Origin of the sequence: Arthrobacter sp. NPDC093128, from assembly GCF_040683875.1 — a bacterium.
Lineage (GTDB): Bacteria > Actinomycetota > Actinomycetes > Actinomycetales > Micrococcaceae > Arthrobacter.
The window spans coordinates 77,538-98,122 of record NZ_JBFBEY010000003.1 but is presented as its reverse complement, the minus strand read 5'-3'; the positions used below and the strand labels follow the sequence as shown (position 1 = coordinate 98,122).

17 protein-coding genes are annotated in these 20,585 nt (G+C 63.5%); 6 read left to right on the top strand and 11 right to left on the bottom strand.

What is annotated here, in order from left to right; all coding sequences use genetic code 11:
• Positions 1 to 13 precede the first annotated feature (13 nt).
• Genes AB0N24_RS04230 through AB0N24_RS04215 form a run of 4 tightly spaced genes read left to right on the top strand, consistent with a single transcriptional unit; the run spans position 14 to position 4,233 of the window.
• Positions 14 to 1,528: a sugar ABC transporter ATP-binding protein gene (locus AB0N24_RS04230; protein ID WP_364120873.1), complete on the top strand. Its 1,515-nt coding sequence runs from the start codon at positions 14 to 16 to the stop codon at positions 1,526 to 1,528.
• Positions 1,525 to 2,538: an ABC transporter permease gene (locus AB0N24_RS04225; RefSeq protein WP_364120870.1), complete on the top strand. Its 1,014-nt coding sequence runs from the start codon at positions 1,525 to 1,527 to the stop codon at positions 2,536 to 2,538. Before AB0N24_RS04230 ends, AB0N24_RS04225 begins: the two co-directional genes overlap by 4 nt.
• The gene (gene rpe, locus AB0N24_RS04220; protein ID WP_364120868.1) at positions 2,535 to 3,233 is read left to right on the top strand and encodes a ribulose-phosphate 3-epimerase; all 699 of its coding nucleotides are present in this window, start codon (positions 2,535 to 2,537) and stop codon (positions 3,231 to 3,233) included. The genes AB0N24_RS04225 and rpe overlap by 4 nt, the downstream gene beginning before the upstream one ends.
• A complete protein-coding gene (locus AB0N24_RS04215) occupies positions 3,220 to 4,233 on the top strand; it encodes a type I phosphomannose isomerase catalytic subunit (protein WP_364120865.1) in 1,014 nt (337 codons plus the stop codon). The genes rpe and AB0N24_RS04215 overlap by 14 nt, the downstream gene beginning before the upstream one ends.
• A gap of 290 nt (positions 4,234 to 4,523) precedes the next feature.
• Here the strand turns inward: AB0N24_RS04215 and AB0N24_RS04210 are convergent, their stop codons facing one another.
• Positions 4,524 to 5,261 (bottom strand): ATP-dependent DNA ligase, encoded by a 738-nt coding sequence (locus AB0N24_RS04210; RefSeq protein ID WP_364120862.1) that lies wholly within the window; start codon positions 5,259 to 5,261, stop codon positions 4,524 to 4,526.
• A gap of 438 nt (positions 5,262 to 5,699) precedes the next feature.
• On the opposite strand from AB0N24_RS04210, the gene AB0N24_RS04205 reads away from it, so the two are divergent.
• Entirely contained in the window at positions 5,700 to 6,458 is a 759-nt protein-coding gene (locus AB0N24_RS04205) for a hypothetical protein (RefSeq protein ID WP_364120859.1), read from the top strand.
• A 14-nt stretch (positions 6,459 to 6,472) separates the two neighbouring features.
• On the opposite strand, the gene AB0N24_RS04200 is transcribed toward AB0N24_RS04205, so the two are convergent.
• The 10 genes from AB0N24_RS04200 to AB0N24_RS04155 form a co-directional block, all read right to left on the bottom strand.
• Positions 6,473 to 6,955 (bottom strand): hypothetical protein, encoded by a 483-nt coding sequence (locus AB0N24_RS04200; protein ID WP_364120856.1) that lies wholly within the window; start codon positions 6,953 to 6,955, stop codon positions 6,473 to 6,475.
• Positions 6,956 to 7,190: 235 nt separating this feature from the next.
• A complete protein-coding gene (locus AB0N24_RS04195; protein ID WP_364120853.1) occupies positions 7,191 to 8,741 on the bottom strand; it encodes a recombinase family protein in 1,551 nt (516 codons plus the stop codon).
• A 9-nt stretch (positions 8,742 to 8,750) separates the two neighbouring features.
• Positions 8,751 to 9,728 (bottom strand): DUF4131 domain-containing protein, encoded by a 978-nt coding sequence (locus tag AB0N24_RS04190; protein WP_364120850.1) that lies wholly within the window; start codon positions 9,726 to 9,728, stop codon positions 8,751 to 8,753.
• A gap of 97 nt (positions 9,729 to 9,825) precedes the next feature.
• The gene (locus tag AB0N24_RS04185) at positions 9,826 to 10,776 is read right to left on the bottom strand and encodes a helix-hairpin-helix domain-containing protein (RefSeq protein ID WP_364120848.1); all 951 of its coding nucleotides are present in this window, start codon (positions 10,774 to 10,776) and stop codon (positions 9,826 to 9,828) included.
• An 86-nt stretch (positions 10,777 to 10,862) separates the two neighbouring features.
• Positions 10,863 to 11,048, bottom strand: a complete 186-nt coding sequence (locus AB0N24_RS04180; RefSeq protein ID WP_104172976.1) for a hypothetical protein — start codon at positions 11,046 to 11,048, stop codon at positions 10,863 to 10,865.
• Between the two features lie 87 nt (positions 11,049 to 11,135).
• Positions 11,136 to 12,143: a DegV family protein gene (locus tag AB0N24_RS04175; RefSeq protein WP_364120845.1), complete on the bottom strand. Its 1,008-nt coding sequence runs from the start codon at positions 12,141 to 12,143 to the stop codon at positions 11,136 to 11,138.
• Between the two features lie 68 nt (positions 12,144 to 12,211).
• A complete protein-coding gene (gene leuS / locus AB0N24_RS04170; protein WP_364120842.1) occupies positions 12,212 to 14,737 on the bottom strand; it encodes a leucine--tRNA ligase in 2,526 nt (841 codons plus the stop codon).
• Between the two features lie 415 nt (positions 14,738 to 15,152).
• Positions 15,153 to 16,667, bottom strand: coding sequence for a glycerol kinase GlpK (gene glpK, locus AB0N24_RS04165; RefSeq protein WP_364120840.1), 1,515 nt, complete (start codon positions 16,665 to 16,667; stop codon positions 15,153 to 15,155).
• A 59-nt stretch (positions 16,668 to 16,726) separates the two neighbouring features.
• Positions 16,727 to 17,476, bottom strand: coding sequence for an MIP/aquaporin family protein (locus AB0N24_RS04160; protein ID WP_104172980.1), 750 nt, complete (start codon positions 17,474 to 17,476; stop codon positions 16,727 to 16,729).
• A gap of 161 nt (positions 17,477 to 17,637) precedes the next feature.
• Positions 17,638 to 19,440, bottom strand: coding sequence for a glycerol-3-phosphate dehydrogenase/oxidase (locus AB0N24_RS04155; protein ID WP_364120836.1), 1,803 nt, complete (start codon positions 19,438 to 19,440; stop codon positions 17,638 to 17,640).
• A 125-nt stretch (positions 19,441 to 19,565) separates the two neighbouring features.
• Between AB0N24_RS04155 and AB0N24_RS04150 the strand changes: the two genes are divergently transcribed.
• Entirely contained in the window at positions 19,566 to 20,528 is a 963-nt protein-coding gene (locus tag AB0N24_RS04150) for a sugar-binding domain-containing protein (protein ID WP_104172982.1), read from the top strand.
• The last annotated feature ends 57 nt before the right edge of the window (positions 20,529 to 20,585 follow it).

Here is a 20,585-nt window from a genome sequence, read left to right as displayed (position 1 = left end):
TCGAGGAGGACTAATGCAGACACTCCTTTTGGCGACTAACATCACCAAGAGCTTCTCGGGAGCCTCAGTTCTCCAGAACGGACAACTTGAGGTCAATCGAGGCGAAATCCACGCGCTGATGGGGGCAAACGGAGCGGGTAAATCGACACTGCTCAAAATCCTCACCGGAGTGTACCGGAAGGACTCGGGCGGAATCGCCTTGGCCGATGAACAGGGTCGGCTCGTCGACACTGACATCGAGGACCCAAAACATGCCACGAGGCTCGGCATCGCGATCGTGCACCAGGAATTGATTCTCTCCGAGAACCTGACGGTAGCTGACAACATCAGCCTTGGAGATGAGCCCATGAAGTGGGCCGGCCAGGTTATCGACAAGAGGACATCGCTCTCCGACGCAAGGGCGGCCCTGGCGGTAATCGGCGCCGACATCGAACCAAGCAGGGTCGTTGGCTCCCTAAGCACAGCAGAAAAACAGCTGGTCGAAATCGCCAAGTGCCTTTCCCGCCAAGCGCAGATACTGATTCTCGACGAACCCACGACGAGCTTGACCGACAGCGAAGCCCAGAAGCTTTTTGAGGTCCTGCATTCGCTCCGGGCCGCCGGCATCGGAATCGTTTATGTATCCCACCGCATGGAGGAAATCTTCAGCATGAGCGACCGCATCACGGTGATGCGGGACGGGCGTTACGTCGACACTCTTAAGACCTCGGACACCAGCCGTTCCACGCTGATCCGGATGATGATCGGACGCACACTGTCAGAAGAGTATGCGAACACTCCCGACGAACCCAAGCTTTTCGGGGACACCGTCCTCAACGTGACGGACCTATCCAGCGATGAGCTCCTTAGAAACGTCTCTTTGAATGTCCGCAGCGGCGAAATCGTCGGGATGTTCGGGCTGGTTGGCGCCGGGCGCACGGAGGTGGCCCGCGCAGTCTTTGGGATCGACAAACCCAGAGAGGGCGTGGTCGAGGTCAACGGCCGCAGGCTTCATAAAACCACACCTGATAAGGCAATAGCTGCCGGACTTGCCCTGGTGCCCGAAGACCGCAAGGACTGCGGTCTTGTCCTGGATCTTCCCATCAGCCAGAACATGGAGCTTGCCGCACTCCGTAATACCGCCTTCATTTCATGGACGACGAAGCGTACGAGGAATATTTGGAACATCTTCTCCAAGAGCCTCGGGATTGTGGCCCGGAGCTGGCAACAGCCGGTCGGTACCCTGAGCGGCGGCAATCAGCAAAAGGTGGTACTGGCCAAGTGGCTAGCCCTGAAACCCTCCGTACTCATCCTTGACGAACCGACCAGAGGCGTCGACGTCGGAGCAAAGGAGGACATCTATGCGCTCATTCGCACACTCGCATCAGAGGGTGCCGGCGTGCTCGTCATCTCATCGGAAATCGAAGAGGTTCTTATGATCAGCGACCGCGTAATCGTAATGCGTGAGGGCTCTGTGACCCTCGACGCAATCACTACAAAGCTGGACAGACATGCCCTTCTGTCCGCAGCGATGGGAGAAGTCGCATGACCAATACGGCCAGCAAGCCGCTGAGCACGCTCTCGGCACCAGAACCGCCGAGATTTTTCTCGGCGCGAGATCTTATGAGCTTCGACCGGCTTAGACAATACGGACTTATCCTGGCCCTCGTCATCCTGTGTGTAGTTTTCTCGTTCTCGACGGAGTATTTCTTCACCCCCGAGAACCTCTTAAATATCGCACGGCAGGTGTCGGTCACAGCGATTGTGGCGGTCGGAATGACCTTTGTCATCATCAGCGGCGGAATCGACCTCTCCGTCGGCGCGAACCTCGCATTTTCCGGCGTCCTGGCAACCACGGTCTTCGCCTCCACCGGATCGCCCGTGCTCGCACTGCTGGCGGGTGTCGGAGCCGGGATGGCGTTGGGGCTCTTCAACGGCATCCTGACCGCGAAGGGACGGATAACCGGCTTTATCGTAACGCTCGCCTCGATGGGCGCGATCAGAGGCTTCGCCTTTATCGTCACCGGAGGAAAACCAGTCACGGCGTCGGACAAGTCATTCACCTTCCTGGGCACGGGAAACGTGGGTGGGATTGCCGTCCCGATAATCATCATGATCATCATCGTCGCGGCCGGGGCATTTCTGCTCAATAAGACGAAGTTCGGTAAGTACGTATACGCGGTCGGCGGCAATGAAAAGGCGAGCCGCTGGACCGGACTAAAGGTCGACCGGATGCAGATCTCCGTCTACGCACTGGTAGGTCTCCTCGCCGGGCTCGCCGGCGTGATCCTGGCGGCCCGTCTCGGATCAGGACAACCGTTCGCCGGCGACGGATTCGAGCTCGATGTAATCGCCGCCGTGATCCTTGGCGGAAGCAGTCTCTCCGGAGGGCGCGGCAAGATCAGCGGCACCATCATCGGCGTGCTCATCATCGGTGTACTCAACAACGGACTCACGCTCCTTAACGTGTCTTCCTACTGGCAGATGGTCGTCCAAGGCGCCATCATCATCACCGCCGTTCTTATCGATCGACTGGCACGAAGCAAGGAGACGAAGTGACTGCAATAGCCGGCAACGTACTGATGAACGCCTCAATGATGTGCGCCGACCCAATGCACCTCGGCCACGAAGTCGATGCCCTGGTCGGCGCAGGGATCGACATGTTCCACTGCGATGTCATGGATGGCGTCTTCGTCCCCAACATCACCCTTGGCCTGTATCAAATTGAAGCGCTCTCAAAATTGAGCACGGTGCCAATAGAAGTGCACCTTATGGTCAGTAAGCCCGAGGATTACGTCGAAACGCTCGCGGATTACGGCGTGGCGATCATTACGGTCCACGCCGAATCAACCCGCCACCTCAGCCGGCTGCTCCATTCGATCAAGAAGCGCGGGATCCGCGTCGGCCTCTCGCTCAATCCCGCAACTCCCGTCACTTCAGTCAAAGACGTGATGCACCTCGTCGATCTGCTGCAGATCATGACGGTCGACCCCGGGTTCGCGGGCCAGGCCTTTCTCACGCGCTCGAACGAACGAGTCGCAGAAGCAAGGACCATGCTTGAGGAGCTCGGACTCCACGACGTCACAATTCAAGTCGACGGAAGCATAAACACCACCACCATCCCAGACGTCGTAGCGAGCGGTGCCAAATCTCTTGTGCTCGGATCATCGTCGCTGTTCGGCGTGGGTACAGATCACTACGAAGAGCGGATCATCGAACTGAGAAAGGTTGCCGGCCTCCATGGAACCAACTGAGACATACCCGCTCCGCTTCAACACCATCTACATAGAAAAACCTTGGGGCGGTCGGACTCTGGAGCGCTTCAAAGGACCACTACCCGATGGGCAAATCGGCGAGACATGGGATGTTTCGGCCCAGCCGGAAGGAATCAGCGTAGTAGCCAACGGCGCTCTCGCCGGACTCGGACTCGACGAAGTCGTTCAGCGGCGCGGCCGTGCCCTGCTGGGCTCTGTACCAGAAAGCCAGCTATTTCCGCTCATGGTGCGGCATGTGAGTTCGCGTGAGCACCTTTCAGTACAGGTGCACCCGACCGCCGCGTTCGCCACGGCCGTCGGCCAGTGCTTTGGCAAGGACGAAGCCTGGTACGTCCTGGACGCAGAAGACGATGCATTTGTCTACGCCGGTGTCAGCGGCATTTCCGACCAAGAATTCAGGGCCGCCGTCCACAGCGGCTCTGTGCGGGATCACCTTGTCAAGCGCAAGGTTAGGGCGGGCGACTGCATCTACATCCCCGCCGGAACGATTCACGCCATCTGCAAGGGGGTAACGCTGATCGAGATTTGCGAAAACAGCAACACCACTTACCGCGTATTCGACTACGGACGCGATCGCGGCCTCGACTTTGAGGAGACCTTCGCCAACATGGATCTCGAAGCGCATGCGGAGCCCAGACGCGGACTCATCATCAGCCGTGAGGGAGGTAGAGAACGGGTGCTCTGCCTCGCACCGACCATGGGCATCTCGGAGCTCTCTGTTGACGGAAGGATGACGCTCGAAACCCGTGGCCAGTCATTCCACACGCTAACGTGCGTGGACGGAGCCGGCGTGATCGAATGGGGCGCCGACAAAAACCGCCAAACAATTCAACGCGGCGAATCCGTACTGGTGCCGGCAGATCTAGGCGAATACTGCCTGGCGGGTGTTCTCACCATCGTTCGTAGCTGGGTTCCGGATGTCGGCAAGGAATCGACGGTCTTGCTGCGCGAAGTGGCTTTGAAGCCCGCGAGAAGCTAAATGTGCTTCTGAAGGACGGCCAAAAGCTCACCGTCATTCGCACGGACAGCTGACTGCCAAGTAATGCAAGGTGGACGGGGCCCATACGATGCGGTCGGATTTGAATCCTCACCATCGACCGTGCGTCCACGGCGGCCCCGTCCATTCATAGAGTATGCACGTGAATGGTTTGGTGAACCCTGAGCCGGTGGCCACCAGACGCCGTTGCGGGACGTCGAAGTCCGGCCTGTCAGCCGTGGCGCCGCCGGCCGCAAAAGATCAGCCGTAGACGGGCCGCTGGGCCCGCGAACCTACCTGCCAGGCAGCTGCACATTCTCCACTGCCAGCTCGGGCCGTGGCCGCAGATACCGGACAGCATGACGGAAGGCATTCCCCGTCCAGGCAATATCAGCGGAGATTTCCACGACCAGTGGTTCAACCCGCGTTAGTGTCACCGGACCTTTGTCCTTGCTGAACCTGTTCAGCATCGTCTCCGTGATGACTTCCGGCCATGGATGAGCGCCTTGCGGCGGCCGCAGGTGCGCGGCCAGTTCCCGTGCCGCCTTCGCCGTCAGGGGCGTGGACCTGCCAACAATCCGTAGCCGGCCCTTGACCGGCAAACCGACCACGACGTACCAAGGCCGGTTTATCGGGCCGACTACGGCAGCGCACACCACATCTGCGACCTCACGATATTTGACCTTCCACCACTGCCTAACGCCACCTTCATATTTTTGCGCTGCCGCCTTGCAGACCAACCCTTCCAGCCCTGCGTGGTGAAGTTCCTCAAACCATCGCAGCGCCTGGGCGCGGTCCCTGGTCACGGGCGAGAGGTTCAGCGGAGGCTCCCAGTCGGCCGCCAAGTGCTCCAGCAGCTCCCGCCGCTGTGCCAGGGGCGCGTCCCTGATGTCGTGCCCGGCAACGGCCAGCAGATCAAACGCAGCGAACGACGCCGGGTGTTGCCGCACTAAGGCGGGCAGCGCACTTTTTGAAGTCACCAGACGGCGCTGCAAAGCATCAAAGTCCAGCCGGTCATTAGTCCAGATCACAGCCTCCCCGTCCAGCACACACCCGGGAGGAACCTAGGCCTCGAAGGCCGACGAAGATCCCTAAAGTATCGCGTTAGGTCCTTGCCTTGGCACGACACAAGGAAACCCCGTCAGCCCCTGCCAGGGCGCACAAACGATAGCCGTCCCACTTCGGTTCATACAGGCAGCCGCCAGGCAGCGCGCCTTCGGCAGGCACCGATTCCACAGCCTTGGCCAATGCCAGAGACACAGGCAGGCGCAGAGCCGGGGCACGTCTTCGTTCATAGCCGCCACGCTACAACCGCCGCCTGTTGAATGAATTGGCCCGCAGGAAACCTCAATGCGGAAATAACAAGCAGAAAGACTGCCGTTTTGTTCCTCATTTCTTCCCGTAGACGTTATAGTCGCCCAACCAAAGGCAGCATTGGCAGCAGTACTCGCATCAGGGGGACAAACAGCATGACCAAAGTCGGGGCATACCTTTACATTGCAGAAAACAGCAACACCACCAAGATCTACATCGGCATCGGGGAATCGACGACTCGCATTCATGGGCACCACAACTCCGACGCCCAAAGACTCATCAAAGCCCACGACACCGTAATTTCGCAGACTCCACTCCAGTTCAGCAGTGTGGAAGATGCCCGCATGGCCGAAGCAATCGCCATCCACATCGCAGTCAGTGCAGGTAAGACGGTTTTCCTCGACGCGGATGACGAACTGGGGCAGGTGGGTGGAGAGCAGGCAACAACAATCTCATCCACCAATCGCGCCGCCACGAAGAGCAGCCGCTACCTGGTGCCGTACGTTCCCCGTAGGGACGGCGTTGTCACCTATTCTTCGCTGAGAAATACAGCGATCGTCACCATGAGACCCGAAGCACTAAGCGACGGCACCGATCGTGGAACAGTGCACGGAGGCAAGACCGCGCAAGAGCTTGCTGCACGTGCGTTGGGTAACTGGAACCTGAAAATAAGTCGCGATTTGCGCTATGACGTTAATCGCCTCATTGTCCGGATGAAGAAATCCGATATCATCATCGCCGACTGGGACCTCGCCAAAAAACCGACTATGGACACCGTCTTCGTCCCGCGAAAACTCGAGAAGTTTGATCCGAGGAAAACGCGCGGCATGACCCTCGACATGGAGGGCATGCGTCTAAGCAACGGAGTCACTTGGAGCCAGGACATTCCCGTTCCTGGCCGCCAGAAGAAATAGAAGCTCTAGACCCCCTAAAGCAGACCACTCGCAATCGCCGGATGTATCTCTTTCTTCGCCTCGACAATGAAGTCCTGCCAGTCCTGGGAGTCCAGAACCATCCGCTGGCCCTGGTTGAACCACTTGTCTGCCGTCTGCGTCCCAAAGAAGAACCGACGGGCCTCTTCGTAGTAGGGAACGTGGAGGCGCCGGAAAAGGTCCACATAGGACTTATAGTCCGGGTCCGGAAGATAAGTCATGCCCTGCTGGAAGGGTCCACCTGACAGCATTTCCGTCAGTCGCATCAACCCCTTGGGACCCACGAGCTCAGCGAGGTGAAGACTCTGGAGCCTTGTCGGCTCGTTCTTGTCGCACTTGTTGTGAACGATGATGAAGTCTGTGTGGAAGACCGGAACCTGCCCGTCTCCCGGATGATCCCGATTCCATAGGACTGTTCCTTCGTCGACCGTGACAACAGTCCCGCATTCATCGCAAATCCACTCTTTTAGCGGTTCCATTTCGTTGCTCCATTCCCCAGTCTGGACAGTTCTTGTGAACTCTACTTCACAGGAGCGATGCAAATGCACATTCCGGTCATACCAGAAACTCATTTAGAACGGTTCTCACTCGCTCTCGAATGCAGCAACTGGCGCCGCACACCGATTAGTTGACCGGGATGTTGCCGGACGGGTGGGAAGTCGTCCTCGGAGGATTCTGTACGCGGCCGTGTCCTCCTCGATTAAGTGAGTGTAATCAGCGCCAAATCAAATCGACACGATCGTGGTTGATGCCTCTCTGTCCCCTCGCGTCCGGTGGAACGCGATTGACCCGCGGCGTCATCACGGCACGAATGACGCGACGCTGGTCGGGCAGTTCTAGTTCGTCCCACGTGTCCCTAACCGAGCCTTCGCGCACGAGCCGCAGCACGAACGGGTCCACCTCGGCGAGCTTTTCCAACCGGTCCTGGGCTGCTTTGATCTTCGGCGCGATTCTGGCCTCCTGATCCATCACCAGATCAAACCTAAGTTTCTGAGCGGCGTCCGCACGCACCCTGTCCAAGTACTGCTGGTAGCTTGCGATCTCCTCCAGAATGGCATGGCGCTCGGCATCGTTTCCCTCGCCGCGTTCTCCGATCATGGCAAGGAAATCAGGCCGCTCCAACCGGGCCAAGACCAGCTCGGTAACAACTGCGTCCAAGTGCGAGTCTCGCATCGCGACGTGAAACCCCGTCTTCCCGGGCACACCGATGCAGACGTATGTGTTGTAAAACGGATACGGCAGCTCATTGCCATGCTCATCAATAGGCTTCGGCAACGGTTCGCCGGTTTGCCTGTCCTTCCGTCGTCCGGCATTCTGCTTACCGATCCGCATTGGAGCCCCACAGACACCACATACAGCGATGCCGGTTAGCAGGTGTCTGGCCGGCCAGTCGTTGGTCCGCTTACGCTCCGGAGGACTCATGATGGCCTGGAGCTTTTCCCAGCTGCCCGGCTGGATGAGTGCCGGCCACATAGCGTCACCGATGATCTCTCCCCTGTGCTGGCGTTTGGCAGCGTACGCCGGCATGGTCAGCATCTGTTTGATGGCAGGAGGTGTCCAGCCAACGCCCTGCCGATGGGCTTTTTGGGTTTCCCGCCTTGGCGGGATGCCGCGTTCGTTGAAGTCCTTGGCAATGGCATAAAAGGTCTGGCCAGCAAGACTGCGCCGTGCTGCCTCCTGCACAATAGGAGCCTCATCCTCATGAGGCTCAACCCGGATCAAGGTGCCTGTCTCAGAATCCTTGATACGCCGGTAACCGTAAATCTTCTTACCGTGGGGCCGGCCCTTCTCGGCGTTGGAGCGCATGTCACGTTGCAGGCGTTTACTCGTCTTGGCGCTTTCGTATTCAGAGTCGACGGCATCTTCCAGCAGGGTTCGGCGGTCGCGGGCGTTGGCCGGGTCATAGAGTCTGCCGTGCGTCGTCACCCAGATGCGAATACCGCGCATCTCGCAAAGCTCGATGAGGTCGACCCATTCCCCTGTCCGGCGTGATCCGCGGCTTGACTCCCAGAGGCCAAGTGCACCTGCGCCGAAGGCGTCTTCTTCGAGGTCAATCATCAATCGTGCAAAGCCCTCACGCGCCTGCTTGGAGTAGCGGCTGGCACTTCTGTCATTGTCCCTGTACGGCTCAGGATGAAGATCCCAACCATGTTGCGCCAGCGCTGCAGCATTCTCCGTGTGCTGCTGGTCCGGGCTTTTGCCCTTGCCACTACGATCTTTTGACACGCGCAGATACTCGCGGACGAGGAGAGTCTTAGGGTCCATAAACCCACCTTACTTCATAACCTTGTCCCCGCTGACTGCGGTCAGGTGGGTCATTCCGACTGTCTTCATGGCGGTTTGAAGCTGTTCATCCAGAAAGCCGGTGTCACCTGTCACCATTCCAGGCAACAGGCCCCTGGCATCTCCGCCGGTCCATTCCGCGGCGGCGGCAAACCCGCCGCGCAGCGCGGCCGGCCCCTCCTGCCATCCCGAAGGGGCAACCAGGGTGGCCGGGCCGGTACTGGCGGACAGGATTCCTGCCTGCGTCTGGCCGTCTTCGGGAGGCCGCAGCTTGCCGGCTGTCCGGATCCGCTGACCGGGGACCACACGCTGCCAATCAGGACCGCCCATGATCAGCAATTGGGCCTCCCCGCGGATCAGGTTACCCCCGGCGATGATCGTAGACGCGGTGGCCGGAACTGCCCAGCGGTCCGCCCCCGCACGGCCAGGCGCCTTGAGCTGTCGCGGCGGTCCGGCGACCTCCAGTTCAATCACGACGGCGGACCGCGAGGCGACTGCCTCGGCCACGGCCCCGCCGTGCTTGTGCGATGAGGCCACCGCGGAGTGGGAGGCGACGGCTGCCGCCAGCACCAGTGCAACGCATAGTGTGGTCAGGAAGCTCCGAGGCACAGGTCCGGACTGAGTCCGCGACCGGCGGCGCATGCCGGCAAACAGTGCGGCCGCACCGAGGAGCAGTCCGCCGATCACCAGGCCCAGCGCCGGCAGCGGCAGCCATACGCCGGCGACCGCGGCGGCCCAGGCGAGGACGGCGGGCGGCGCCAGGCGCAGGTCGGTCCGGCGCCGCGGCCTGACCCCGGTTCCCGTTCCGGTCCCGGCTCCGGCTCCGGCCGAAGCCTGCTTGCCCGCTGCCTGTGCCCTGACCGCGGGGGCAGTAAGGAGGCCGGCCACCAGCAGCGCCCGCAGGCCGCCCGCCGTGCGCGGAACGATACCCCGGACGCCCGTGGAGTGGACGTCCGGGTTGGTGCGCACACCGGAAGGCGGTCCTACAGGGGCCCGCGCCGGTACTCGAGGGCTTTCCCGGACAGCCGAAAAAACAAAACGTTGCCACGGGCTGGGCCTGCCCATCTCAGGACACCCGTACGAGTGGGAGCAGCGTTTCCAGCATTTTGGGTCCCACACCGTCCACGGCGTCGAGTTCCTCAACTGTGCTGAACCGCCCGTGCTCCTTACGCCAGTCGACAATCCGCTGGGCAAGGACGGGCCCCACCCGCGGCAAGGCCCCCAAGTCTTCCACCGACGCCGAGTTCAGGTCGATCCTGGCGCCGGACGCCGGTCCGCCGGAGGCTGCTTCGCCGGGTGAAGGACCGGCGGGCAGGACCCCGGCCGCCCCATCCACAACCTCGCCATGCGCCGGAACGTAGATCTTCTGGCCGTCGATGAGGACAGCGGCCAGGTTCAGACGGTTCAGGTCCGCTTCCGCCGTGCTGCCTCCGGCCGCCGCGATGGCCTCGTGGACGCGGCTTCCCTGCGGCAGCTCGACCACGCCGGCCCTCTGGACGGCGCCTGCGACATGCACCACGATTTTCGCGCCGGGTGTGCCGCCCGTGGCCGGGCCTCCGCCGGCCGCGCCACCGGGGCCTACCTCCGGAGCACCAGTGGCGTCGTCCGGCTGCGCGCTGCCTTCCGTACTGCGGACGTCGCCCAGGGGAGTTACCTGGGGACTGCCGGCGGCAACGTCCCACCAGAACCAGCCCCCAAGGAGAAGACCCAGGACCCCCACCACCATGGCCACACGAACTCCGGTGCGCCACCTGAACCTCGAGGGTCCGGGCGCCGAGCCACCGGAAGGCGCGCCGACCTCGTCACAGGCCGGCTGCGCACCGCCGTCGTACCTAAAAGAGTCCCCGCCCGCCGTCCCGTTGCCGTGCCCCAAAAGGCCCGGACCGGATACCGCGCCGCCGGTCCCGTGCCCGCCGGCGCCATCAGCGCGCCCGGCCGGTCCCAGCGAAGCAGTCAGGCGGCGCCTTGCACGGCTGGCTGCGGCAGGTTCTCCCGCTTCCGCGTTCCGGCGTGACATACCCCCACGCTAGGAGAACGGCCGTGGAACAAACAGCGCGAATGAGCGTATGTGGATAGCCGGTTGGCGGCAGCGCCCGCGGAAGGCTACTTCTGGTAGGTGATGTACGCCTCGTACTGGACCCGCCAGGCCTCCGGCGCCTTGGGATCAGGAACCGTCGTGGTCAGGAACTGGACGCTCGTCACCTGGCCCTTGAGATACTTCAACCAGTTGGTCACTTCTTCCGACACGTCCTTGTCGAACTGCGCAACGTGGTGGACCTGCATTGACATGGGAGCCTCCTTGCCCGGTGGGGAGACTGTACTACCAGCGCCGGGATTGAACCAGTGGTGGCCGGCGGCCGGCCCCTGCAGAACGGGTCATCCGGTGCTGCCCGCGGGATCCCTCGCCGGCGTGCTGCTCTCCCCCACGATGACGGCAAGCACTCCCAGTCCGGCGTGTGCGGCGAGCACTGCAGGGAGCGAACTGATCTGCGCCGGCGGCGCCTCCGGGAGCGAGGCGGCTAGCCGGCCGGCGAGTTCCGCGGCTTCGGCCGGGTTGCCGAAGTGGTGTACCGCCAGCCGGGCCTGGCCCGAAGGCCGCGCCGCCGCGTCCGCAACCACGATTTCCTCGAGGCGGGCCACCGCCCGCGCCGCCGACCTGACTTTCTCCAGCGGGACGATCTTTCCGTCGTCCACGGCGAGGATCGGCTTGATGGCAAACACGGTTCCCCACAGGGAAGCCGCTGCTCCGATCCGGCCGCCGCGGCGCAGCTGCTCGAGGCTGGGGACATAGAAATACACCTTGGTGCGGGCCAGCCGCTCTTCGGCAAAAGCGCGCACTTCCGCTGCCGGGCGGCCGTCCGCGGCGGCCACTACCGCGCTTTGCACCGCCATGCCCAGCGCCATGCCCACGGTTTTCGAATCGACCACTTCCACGGGGATGCCGACACGGGATGCCGCGAGCCTGGCGGAGTCGGCAGTGCCGGAAAGCGCTCCGGAGATATGCACGGAGACCACGGCTGCGTAGCCGTGGCGCAGCGCTGCCAGATAGGCCTGCTCGAACTGGCCGGGCGACGGCCGTGACGTCTTGACCGGCCTCCCGGTAGCCAACGCCACTGCGATCGTGTCGGTGATGTCGTCTTCGCCTTCGCCGTAGATTTCCTCCCCCACCATCACGGGCATGGGAACCACGGTCAGCCGCCCGTCTGCGGCGAAGTCCCTGACCCAGTCGGCGGGAAGTGCGGCTGCGGAGTCGGTAACCACAGCGGTGCGTACGACGGCGGCCGTCACCACTGCTTCCGGAGCAGCTCCCTGCCGGGTGGCCTGCCGCAGGCGGACCAGCCGCTCCCTCAGCCACGGCCAGCCGGCCGGCTCCCGGTCGTTCACGGCATCCCCCTGCTGTTCCGGTTAAACATCATGGCCGGCCGCCGGCAGTACCGGCGGCCGGTGCCCGGCTAGGCCGGGACGATGTTGACCAGTTTAGGGGCACGCACGATGACCGTGCGGATACCCCGCCCGTCGAGGGCGCGCTGCACGTTCTCGGACGCGAGTGCCAGTTCCCGCAGCTCGTCCTCGCCGATCCCGGGAGAGACCTCGAGGCGGTCGCGGACCTTGCCCTGGACCTGGACCACTGCAGTCACCGTCTCCTGCACCAGGAGGGCTTCGTCATGCCCGGGCCAGCCGGCGTTGGCCACCGACGCGGGGTGCCCCAGCACGTTCCACATGTCCTCGGCCGTGTACGGCGCGAAGAGGCTCAGGATGACGGCCACGGCTTCGGCTGCTTCACGGACGGCGGGATCCGACCCGCCGGCCCCGGAATCTATGGTCTTGCGGGTTGCGTTGACCAGCTCCATCAGCTTGGCCACCACCACGTTGAACTTGTTGCTGTCCAGCAGCGCGGCGGCATCCACGATGGTCCGGTGCGTGACTGAGCGCAGCGCCCGGTCTCCCTGGGCGGCGTCCGTTCCGGGCGCGCTGGTGACGTCCTGCGCCAGCCGCCACGCACGGGCCAGGAACTTCGCGGAGCCCGACGGGGAAACATCCGCCCAGTCGACGTCGTCCTCCGGCGGGGAAGCGAAGATCATGGTCAGGCGCACGGCATCCACACCGAACTTGTCCAGCTGCTCGCCGAGGTCAACACCGTTGCCCAGCGACTTGCTCATGGCCTTGCCCCCGTTGAGCACCTGCCCCTGGTTGAGCAGGGCGCTGAACGGCTCGTCGGCGTCAATCATGCCCAGGTCGTGGATGACCTTGGTGAAGAACCGTGCGTACAGCAGGTGCAGGATGGCGTGCTCCACGCCGCCCACATACTGCCCCACCGGCATCCAGTCGTTGATCTTCTCGGGGTCGAACGGGCCGCCGGTGTACTGCGGGGAGACGAAACGCAGGAAGTACCAGGACGAGTCAACGAAGGTGTCCATGGTGTCGGTGTCCCGCTTGGCGGGGCCGTGGCAGTTGGGGCACTCAACGTTGACCCATGCCTCGGCGGCAGCCAGCGGCGAGGTGCCCTTCGGGGACAGGTCTTCGCCGCGCAGGTCAGCAGGCAGCGTGACAGGCAGCTGCTCGTCCGGGACGGGAACTTCACCGCAGGCCGGGCAGTGGATGATGGGGATCGGGGTTCCCCAGAACCGCTGGCGGCTGAGCAGCCAGTCGCGAAGCCGGAAGTTGACAAACTTTTCGCCCGTGCCCTGCTTCTCCAGGATGTCGATCGCGGCCGGGATGGCTTCCGCCTTGGGCAGTCCGTCGAGCACACCGGAGTTCATCAGGGTGCCCTCGCCCGCCGTGGCCGTTCCGGTCACAGCGGGGTCGTCCTCTCCCGTGTCCAGCACAGCGCGGACGGGCAGGTCGAAGGTCTTGGCGAAGTCGAGGTCGCGCTGGTCGTGGGCAGGGACGGCCATGATGGCGCCGGTGCCGTAGTCTGCCAGGACATAGTCCGCGGCCCAGACGGGCAGTTTCTCGCCGTTCAGGGGGTTGATGGCGTACCGGCCGGTGAAGACACCGGTCTTTTCGCGCTCGGTGGACTGGCGTTCGATTTCGGAGAGCGCCTTAACCTGTTCGCGGTAGGCGTCCAGGGCTGCCGCGTGCTCGTCCGTGACCAGCTCCACTGCAAGCGGCGCATCGGCAGCCACTACAAAGAAGGTGGCGCCGTACAGGGTGTCCGGCCGCGTGGTGAAGACGGTGACGTTCTTGGCGGGCTGGCTGCCGTCGGCCTCGATGACGAAGTTGACGTGGGCGCCTTCGGACCGGCCGATCCAGTTCTTCTGCATGGCCAGGACGCGCTCGGGCCAGTGGCCGCGCAGTTCGTCCATGTCATCCAGCAGGCGGTCGGCGTATTCGGTGATCTTGAAGTACCACTGGTTCAGGGACTTCTTGGTCACGGGCGTGCCGCAGCGTTCGCACGCACCGTTGACGACCTGTTCGTTGGCCAGCACCGTCTGGTCCTTGGGGCACCAGTTGACCGGGGAATCCTTGCGGTACGCCAGCCCGCGCTCGTAGAAGCGCTTAAACAGCCACTGGGTCCAGCGGTAGTACTCCGGGTCCGAGGTGTGCACGCGCCGTGACCAGTCAGCCGATATGGCGTAGCGCTTGAAGGACGCCGCCTGGGTCTCGATGTTGGCGTACGTCCACTCGCTGGGGTGCGCGTTGCGCTTGATGGCGGCGTTCTCCGCGGGCAGGCCGAAGGAGTCCCAGCCGATCGGGTGCAGGACGTCGTAGCCCTTCTGCCGCAGGTAACGCGCGACGACGTCGCCCATGGCAAACGCCTCCGCGTGGCCCATGTGCAGGTCGCCTGAAGGGTAGGGGAACATGTCGAGGACGTAGCGGCGCTCGCGCGAGCCGTCGTCGACGGGGGTGAACACCTTGAGGTCTTCCCACACCTGCGGCCATTTGGCCTCCATCGCGGCGAAGCTGTAGGTGCCCTCCTCAGGGCCGTCCGTCGCGACTGTTGCTGTTCCGGTCTCTGTCTCCGGCTGAACGCTCACTGCTGCCCTCTTCTGTTCTGTACCGCTTTTCGTCCGGCCCCGGCGTGCTGTCCCGCCCCGGCCTCCTGATCCCCTTCTTGCGGCCGGGAGATAACCCCAGACACACAAAAGCCCCTCGACATGGAGGGGCGGCCGCTCGGCAATCCGTATTTGGTCGGGATACCGGGCGGCTAGCTAAGCAGAAGGATCGCACGCATAGAACTACTTTAGCGCACCCGCACGTTCACCTAAACGTAAGTCGCCACGAGCGGCTGAATAGCTGACGGATAAGTTGATGGCAGCCGCACCTCGCCCGGGTGTGGTGGGCACCCGCGGGGGGGCCCACTGCTGCGAGGGCCCCTACACGAGCTTGCGAGTGTTGGGAGCAGCAGGGGACGGGCGGGGCAGGTGCGGCTGCCATCAACGACAGGTCAGACTATTTCACGTCCTCGTCGACCCAGTCCATGGCCTTCGTGACAGCCTTCTTCCAGAGGCGCATCTGGCGGTCCCGCTCGTCCTGTTCCATCTGCGGTTCCCAGCGCTTGTCCTCGGACCAGTTGGCCGAGCACTCCCCCAGGTCCTTCCAGAACCCGACGGCTAGGCCGGCAGCGTAGGCCGCACCCAATGCGGTGGTCTCCACAACCTTGGGCCGTATCACGGGCACGCCCAGGATGTCCGCCTGGAACTGCATCAGCGCGTCATTGGCAACCATGCCGCCGTCGACCTTCAACTCCGTCAGCGGAACTCCGGAGTCCGCGTTGACGGCGTCGAGGACCTCACGGGTCTGGAAAGCGGTGGCTTCCAGGGCCGCGCGGGCGATGTGGTTCTTGTTCACGAAGCGGGTCAGGCCCACCATCGCGCCGCGGGCGTCGGAACGCCAGTACGGCGCGAACAGTCCGGAGAACGCCGGCACGATGTAGACGCCGCCGTTGTCCTTGACCGAGGCGGCGAGCGTCTCCACCTCCGGGGCGCTGCTGATCAGGCCGAGGTTGTCCCGCAGCCACTGGATGAGGGATCCCGTGACGGCGATCGAGCCCTCCAGCGCGTAGTGCGGGGCTGCGTCCCCCAGCTTGTAGCCCACCGTGGTGAGGAGCCCGTTCTTGGAGTGGACGATTTCCTCGCCAGTGTTGAAGATCAGGAAGCAGCCCGTTCCGTAGGTGTTCTTGGCTTCGCCGGCCTCAAACGCCGCCTGCCCGAACGTGGCTGCCTGCTGGTCGCCGAGGATGCCGGCAACCGGCACTTCCCGAAGCAACTGGGAGGTGTGGACGGTGCCGTAGACCTCGGAGGAGGACTTGATGGCGGGCATCATCGAGGCGGGAACGCCGAAGGCATCCAGGATTTCCTGGTCCCAGGACAGCGTTTCGAGGTCCATGAACATGGTCCGGGAGGCGTTGGTGACGTCGGTGACATGCACGCCGCCGTCCACTCCGCCGGTGAGGTTCCACAGCACCCAGCAGTCCGTGTTGCCAAAGACCAGGTCGCCGGCCTCGGCCTTGGCCCGCGCGCCTTCCACGTTGTCCAGGACCCACTTGATCTTGGTGCCGGAGAAGTACGTGGCCAGAGGCAGGCCCACCTTCTGCTTGAACCGCTCCGGGCCGCCGTCTTTCGCCAGTTCATCCACAATGTCCTGGGTCCTGGTGTCCTGCCAGACGATGGCGTTGTAGACAGCCTTGCCCGTGGTCTTGTCCCACACGACGGCGGTTTCGCGCTGGTTGGTGATGCCGACCGCGGCAATGTCGTGCCGGGTCAGGTTCGCCTTGGACAGGGCCGAGGCAATGACCTCGCGGGTGTTGTCCCAGATTTCGGCGGGGTCGTGCTCCACCCAGCCGGCCTGCGGGAAAATCTGCTCGTGTTCCATCTGGCCGGAGGAGACAATGCTGCCGCTGTGGTCGAAGACGATGGCCCGCGTGCTGGTGGTGCCCTGGTCGATGGCGATTACGTACTGGTTCATGTTGACGTCCTTGTCTGTTGTGTGAAGGGCTTGGTCAGTGTGTTGGTGCGGGGCGGGGATCAGGAAGCTGCCGTGACGATGATCGGCACTACCGCTGCGACGACGCCGGCCAGGGTACCGCCAACGAGCGGCCCGACAACCGGGATCCAGGAGTAGCTCCAGTCGCTGGAGCCCTTGCCCTTGATGGGGAGCAGCGCGTGCGCGATGCGGGGGCCAAGGTCACGGGCGGGGTTGATGGCGTATCCGGTGGGACCGCCGAGCGATACGCCGATGCCGACAACCAGCAGGGCCACTGCGAGCGGGCCGAGGCCGGAAGGGGTGCCGCCGAACGTCAGGATGACGAAGACGAGCACGAACGTGCCGATGATCTCGGTGATCAGGTTCCAGGGGGTGGAACGGATGGCCGGGCCGGTGGAGAATACGGCGAGCTTGCTGGCGGGCTCCGGTTCGGCGTCAAAGTGCTGCTTGTGGGCAAGCCACATGACCACTGCGCCCAGGAACGCGCCCAGGAGTTCACCGCCGAAGTATGTCAGCGTGGAGGCGAAGTCGACACTGACGCCGGGAGCATACTCCGCTTTTCCGTTGATCAGCAGGCCCAGGGTGACGGCGGGGTTCAGGTGCGCGCCGGACCGTGCGGCGACATAGACGCCGGCGAAGACTGCTATGCCCCACCCCCATGTGACCATTAGGAATCCGCCGTTGTTGCCCTTGGTGCCCTTGAGCGCGACGTTTGCCACCACACCGCAACCCAACAAGGTCAGCATCCCGGTTCCGAATACTTCGGAAAGAAAAACAATTCCAAGAGACATCTTTGACTCCTCTATTTTCTGTTGTCAGCCCTTCGCGAGTTTGAAGGGCTGTTGGGCCGGCATTGTTGTTGCAATGCCGGCCGGCTGCTGCGCCGGCTCCTGCTCCAGCGGAACCGCGCAGCCCTTGCGCCCGGGCATCGCTGCCCGGGCACGCAAGCCTGCTAAGCGACCAGGCTGTGGACCTGGACGCCGTGGAAGCGTTCAAGCACCTCCTGGGCATAGTGGATTTCGGCGGCCCGGGTCGCGGCGTCCCAGTCCAGCGGACCGGCGAGGACGTCGGCCACCTCGTTGAGGAGTTCGCCCGTCACGAGGCCGCGGAAAGCCAGGGAAGTGCGCCGGATCAGCACGTCGATGAGGTGTCCCACCTGTTCGTGCCGGGCCATGAATTCCACTTCGCGGACACTGAGTTCCCGGGTGGAATGCAGGAGCCGGTCCGGGCCGGCGTCGAGGAAGCGCAGGACCTCTTCGGCGCGGGTTCCATAGCGGGTCAGCAATCCGGAAATCCGGTCGGCATCGCGGCCCGCGGACATGTGGGCCTTGATCCACTGCTGGACGCCGGCCTGCGTGTCCGGGAAGCCGGCACCGCCGCCGATGGCGAGTTTCGCCGTCGAGATTTTGCGTTCCATCCCCAGTTCCCTGAGCACGTCATTCGTCAGGTGTTCGGCCAGCGCCCGGAACGTGGTCCACTTACCGCCGACAAGGCTGAGTACGACGGCGCCGCTGCCGCCCGCGGCCGCTTCCTGCCCGCCGGCCCGGCGTTCGATCCGGTAGTCCCTGCTGACGAAGCCAGGCTGGGTGGCATCGTGTTTGGGCAGCGGGCGGACACCGGAAAAGGTGTAGACAATCTGGTCCCGGTCCACGGTGACGTCCGGGAACACGTGGCCGATCAGGTCGAAGAAGTAGTCGATCTCGGCGTCGGTGCACACGGCGTCCTCGGCCATGTCAGCATCGACGTCGGTGGTTCCCACGAGGACGCGGTCGCCCATCGGGTAGATGAGGACGATCCGCCCGTCGGTATGTTCGAAGAAGATCTCACGGCCGTTGCAGGCTTCGAGGAGTTCGGGGTGGTCCAGCACGATGTGCGAGCCCTTGGTGCCGCCCATAAAAGTCGACGCCGCGCCCATGGCCCCGTTGGTCAGGTCCACCCAGGCGCCAGTGGTGTTGACGATGACGTCAGCCGTGAAGTCGAAGACCTCGCCGCTGAGTTCATCGCGCAACTGGACTGTGCTGCCGCCGGTGGAGCCGGTCCGGGTCCCGGCCGCTCCACCCATGGAGACGAGCGAAAGGTAGTTGCTGGCCCGCGCATCGCTGGGGCCGGCCGTGCCTGCCTTCTCACCGTCCTGCAGCACATCCAGGGTGAGCCGCTCCGGGTTGTGGACCGAGGCATCGAAGTAGGTGGCCGCGTACTTGATGCCCGGGTGCAGCCGCGGCAGCTCGGCCAGGGCGCGCTTCCGGCCGCGGAACTGGTGGCGCGGAACGCTGCCGCCGTCACGGGAGAAGAAGTCGTACATGCTCAGGCCGAGCTTGATGAGGAAGGCTCCGCGTTCCTTGGGTTTGCCCTGCTGCTTGTGGGTCAGGAACCGCAGCGGCGCCGAGAGCACTCCGGAGAAGGTGCTGAATATGGGGATGGTGGTCTGGAGCGGCTTGACGTAGTGGGGAGCGATGCGCAGGAGCCTGTTGCGTTCTACGACGGACTCCTGGACCAGCCGGAACTCACCGTTTTCCAGGTACCGGATTCCGCCGTGGATCATGTGCGACGATGCACCGCTGGCGCCCTGGCAGTAGTCGCCCCGTTCGACGAGTGCGACGTCCACTCCCTGCAGTGCCAGATCGCGGAATGTACCTACCCCGTTGATCCCGCCGCCGATGATCAGGACTTGGGCGCGGGGACGCCGGCGCAGGCTTTGCACTGATGTCCGCTCGCGGCTGGTGGCCGGATGGCCGGATGAATCCTTGGTTCCCAAAACTGCTCCTTTGGGGTTTGGTCCTGTGCGGCGCGCCTCACAGCGCGGCGCCGTTCACCACTATTGTTTGGAGTAATGGAAAATGGAGTCAAGCACTATGCACAAACGTGCAGGATGGGAACGGAATGCCTCGCTCACGCCACTCAGAAGCCCTCAGAGCTGCACAACTGTATTACCTCCAGGACCTCACGATGGACGCCATAGCCAGGGAACTCAGGACCTCCAGATCCACGGTTTCACGGCTACTTTCGGCCGCCCGGGAGACCGGGCTGGTACAGATCCAGATCCGCAATCCCCTCGACACCGGGCCGGAACTGGAGCACATGATCCGCGCCCAATATCGGGTGGATGTCCACGTCGTTCCGGTCGTCGACACCCTGAATGAAGCGGAGACCCTTGACAGAGTGGCCATGCAGGCTGCACGAACCATCGGACCGCTGGTTGACTCAAACGCCATCATCGGTGTCGCCTGGGGATCCACGCTCAGCGCCGTCAGCCGGCACCTCACCCGCAAGATCACGCATGACAGCGTGATCGTCCAGCTCAACGGCGCCGGCAACATGCAGACCACCGGCATCACCTACGCGAGTGACATCATGCGCAGGTTCGGCAGCGCCTACGGCGCACGGGTTGAACAGTTTCCGGTTCCGGCCTTCTTCGACCACGCCGCCACCAAAACAGCCATGTGGAATGAACGCAGCGTCCAGCGCATCCTTGAGCTCCAGTCACGCATGAGCATCGCCATCTTCGGCGTGGGCTCGGTGGACGCCGACTACCCCAGCCATGTCTATGCCGGCGGCTACCTCGACGAGAGCGACCTGAACATTTTGGCCACCTCGGACGTGGTGGGTGACGTGGCGACAGTGTTTTTCCGCGGCGACGGGTCATCAGACGGCATCACGCTGAACGAAAGGTCCACCGGTCCTGCGCTGGCTCAGCTGCGGCAGGTCCGGCGCCGCATCTGCGTCGTCTCGGGGGCCTCAAAGATCAAAGGACTGCGCGGCGCGCTCGCCGCCGGGCTGGCCACGGACCTGATCCTCGATGAAGCCATGGCGCGGCGCCTGGTCAGCTTTGACGGACTGTCCTGACGTCTCCGACGACCGCCCGACGACCGCCCGACGGCCTGTCCCCGGGAGCGCGGGGCG